At 72.9% G+C, this 2,983-nt stretch carries 2 protein-coding genes; both read left to right on the top strand.

Annotation, left to right across the window (positions count from 1 at the left end):
* The first annotated feature begins 519 nt into the window (after positions 1 to 519).
* The gene (locus NBZ85_RS29660) at positions 520 to 2,334 is read left to right on the top strand and encodes an ABC transporter ATP-binding protein (RefSeq protein ID WP_261563239.1); all 1,815 of its coding nucleotides are present in this window, start codon (positions 520 to 522) and stop codon (positions 2,332 to 2,334) included.
* Positions 2,335 to 2,344: 10 nt separating this feature from the next.
* Positions 2,345 to 2,809, top strand: coding sequence for an NUDIX domain-containing protein (locus NBZ85_RS29655; RefSeq protein ID WP_261559854.1), 465 nt, complete (start codon positions 2,345 to 2,347; stop codon positions 2,807 to 2,809).
* The last annotated feature ends 174 nt before the right edge of the window (positions 2,810 to 2,983 follow it).

The raw sequence follows: 2,983 nt of genomic DNA, 5'->3' as shown, positions 1-2,983 counted from the left end.
CTCGGAAGTTGCTCTGTGGAAGGACTACTTCCTACCGAGGCCCCGCGTTTCCCTGCCTACCCCCCTCCGCCCGTCACAGATAGTGATCGAACGCGGAGTGTGACGGCCCGTTGCAGGGAAAGGCTCAATGTGATGCCCGCATCACAGCAACGCACAGGAATACCCAGGAAATTCACAGTCAGATCTCCCTCCAGTCAACTAGCGTGTCCCTTCGTCGGCAAGAAGGCCGACCCAGAGGAAAGGATTTAAAGAATGCCACTCAGGAAGATTCTTCCGCCGCCGCCCAAGCCGAAGAGGCCGCGCCGGCCGCGCCCCCACCCGCTCCCCAGGAAGCCATCACACGGGTAACAGAGATCCGGCATTTCCGGTCCGGGGTGCGATGATTGACACCGCACCCCGGACCGGCCGGGAAAGGCGGTTGGAATGCCGGCGCGACACGCCGAACGTACGGTTGCCGGTAGGACCGCCCCCCGCGACGGGCCAGCCGCGGCACCCGACGGGGCCGCCGCGACTCGTCGGGTGCTGCGCCGTCTGCGTCCCCTCGTCCGGCCCGAACGCGGGCTGCTGCTCGGCGCAGTGGCGCTGCTGCTCGCCGGCACAGGCGCGGAGACGGCCACGGTGTGGCTTTTCGGCCGGCTCACCGACCGGGCCCTCATACCAGGTTCACCTCGGGAGTTCTGGGGCCCGGCGGCGTTGTGGCTGTCCGTCGCCGTCGCCGGCGGTGCGTGCGGGTACGTGGGCCACTGCCTGGAGGCGAAGGCGTCGGGGCGGTTGCTGGGCCGGCTTCGCGCGGCGATGCTCGCCCGCCTGCACGTGTTGTCACCGACCTTCTTCGCGCAGCGGCCGGCCGGCGACCTCATGACCCGGTTCAGCTCGGACGTGGACGCCATCGACGACCTCCTCGGCGCCGGCCTGGTCCAGGCCATCACCGCCGGCTGCGGGGTGGTGTGCTTCGCCACGGCCGCCTTCGTCCTGCGCTGGGAGCTCGCGCTGCTGGCCTGCGCCGCGGCGCCGCTACACTGGCTGCTCACCCGGCGGCTCGCGGGCCGCGTGCGGCAGGTCTCGCAGGCCGAGCGGGCCGCGGAGGGCCGCATCGGCGCCGTCGTCGAGGAGAACATCGCGGCCAGCGCCCTCGTGCAGACCCACGGGATGGCGGGGTACGAGCTGCGCCGGCTGCGCCGTCACGGCGCCGCCTGGCGCGAGGCCCGATTCGCCGCCTACCGACTCGCGGCGGCGAACGGCGTGCTGGCCAGCCTGCTGGAGACCGTCTTCGTGCTGGCCGTGCTGGGCATGGGTAGCTGGGAGATCGCGCAGGGGCGGCTGACCGTCGGCGGCCTGCTGTCCTTCGCCGGTTTCCTCGGCTACCTGTACGGCCCGCTGCAGGAGCTCGGTGAACTCGTCGTGACGGTCGGCTCCGCGGTGACCGCCGGGGAACGGATCATCGAGGTCCTCGACCACCCCGCGGAGGTGGACGACGCCCCGGACGCCCGCCCACTGGGCCGCGTCCGTGGCCATCTGCGGTTCGAGCAGGTGCGCCTGACCTACCCGGACACGCTCCAGCCCGCGCTGGACGACGTCTCGTTCGCCCTGCGCCCCGGCGAGCTGACCGTCCTCACCGGCGGCAGCGGCGCCGGGAAGTCGACGGTGACCAGGCTGCTGACACGGCTGCACGACCCGTCGGCCGGGCGGATCCTGCTCGACGGGCACGATCTGCGCTCGGTGACCCTGGCCTCGCTGCGCCGTGCCGTGACCGTGGTGGCCCAGGACAGCCCACTCGTCGACGGGACGCTGCGGGAGAACATCGCCTGGGGGCAGCCGGACGCCGACCCCGCTCGGGTCGCCGCCGCCGCGCGGGCCGCCGGAGTGGACGGGTTCGCCCGCCGGCTGCCCGATGGTTACGACACGCCGCTCGGGCAGGGCGGCCGGCGGCTGTCCGGCGGCCAGCGACGGCGGGTCACGCTCGCGCGGGCACTGCTGCGCGACTCCCCCGTCCTGGTCCTCGACGAGCCGACGGCGGGGCTCGACGACGCCGCCGCCGAGCCGCTGCTGCGCTCCCTACGTCGGCTCGCCGCCGACCGGACCGTCCTCGTGATCACCCATGATCTGCGGCTGGCCGCCCGTGCCGACCACCTCGTCGTCCTCGACCGCGGCCGGCTGGCCCGACCGCCCGCCGCGACGTCCGTCGGGTCAGGCGGGTCAGGCGGCGAGCGCCACCAGCCGGGGGACGAGCTCGGCGTCGTGCTGGCGATGGCCGCGATCCCGGCGAGCCGGCGCCATCCGCCGGACGGTCAGCGCTTCCCGGTTCGAGCCGGATGGCCGGATCACCACCGGTAGCGTGCCGGCCATGGCGCTGTTGGACGACTACGTGGCCCGGTCGAGGAAGGCGGTGGCGGCCGGCTGCCTGCTGCGCGACGCCGCCGGGCGCGTGCTGCTGGTGGAGCCGACGTACAAGCCGAACTGGGATGTCCCCGGCGGGATCGCCGAGCCCGGCGAGTCTCCGCGGCAGACCGCGCAGCGCGAGCTGGGCGAGGAACTCGGGCTCGACCTGCCGGTCGGCCGCCTGCTGTGCGTCGACCATCTCGCTACCGGGCAGCGGGCGGACGCGCTGCGGTTCCTGTTCGCCGTGGACGGTCCGCCGATCCCGGTGGACGCGCTGGTCCTGCAGGCCGCGGAGATCCACTCGGCCCGGTACTGCGCACCCGCCGAGGTCGCCAAGCGGGCCTCAGCGCACCTGGCCCGTCGGGTCGCGGCCTGCCTGGCCGCCCCGCACCTGCCCGTCTACCTGGAGGACGGCATCCCCGCCGGGTGAACCGGCGGATGAACCGGCGGCGGCCCACCCCTTGACCAGATCTGTGACCTGGATAACATAGCTCACCATGTGAGCTGGGTAACATACCCGGCTCTCGCCGCCAAGCCCTTCCCATGGGCTGGGTGGGAGGAGATGGAGGGGCTGTGGGTAGCACGGGTACGTGGGAGAGGAGTC

The sequence above is a fragment of the Frankia tisae genome (assembly GCF_025403405.1).
Lineage (GTDB): Bacteria > Actinomycetota > Actinomycetes > Frankiales > Frankiaceae > Frankia > Frankia tisai.
Note: the sequence above shows the minus strand (reverse complement) of the source record. Positions and strands in the feature narration are given on the sequence as shown.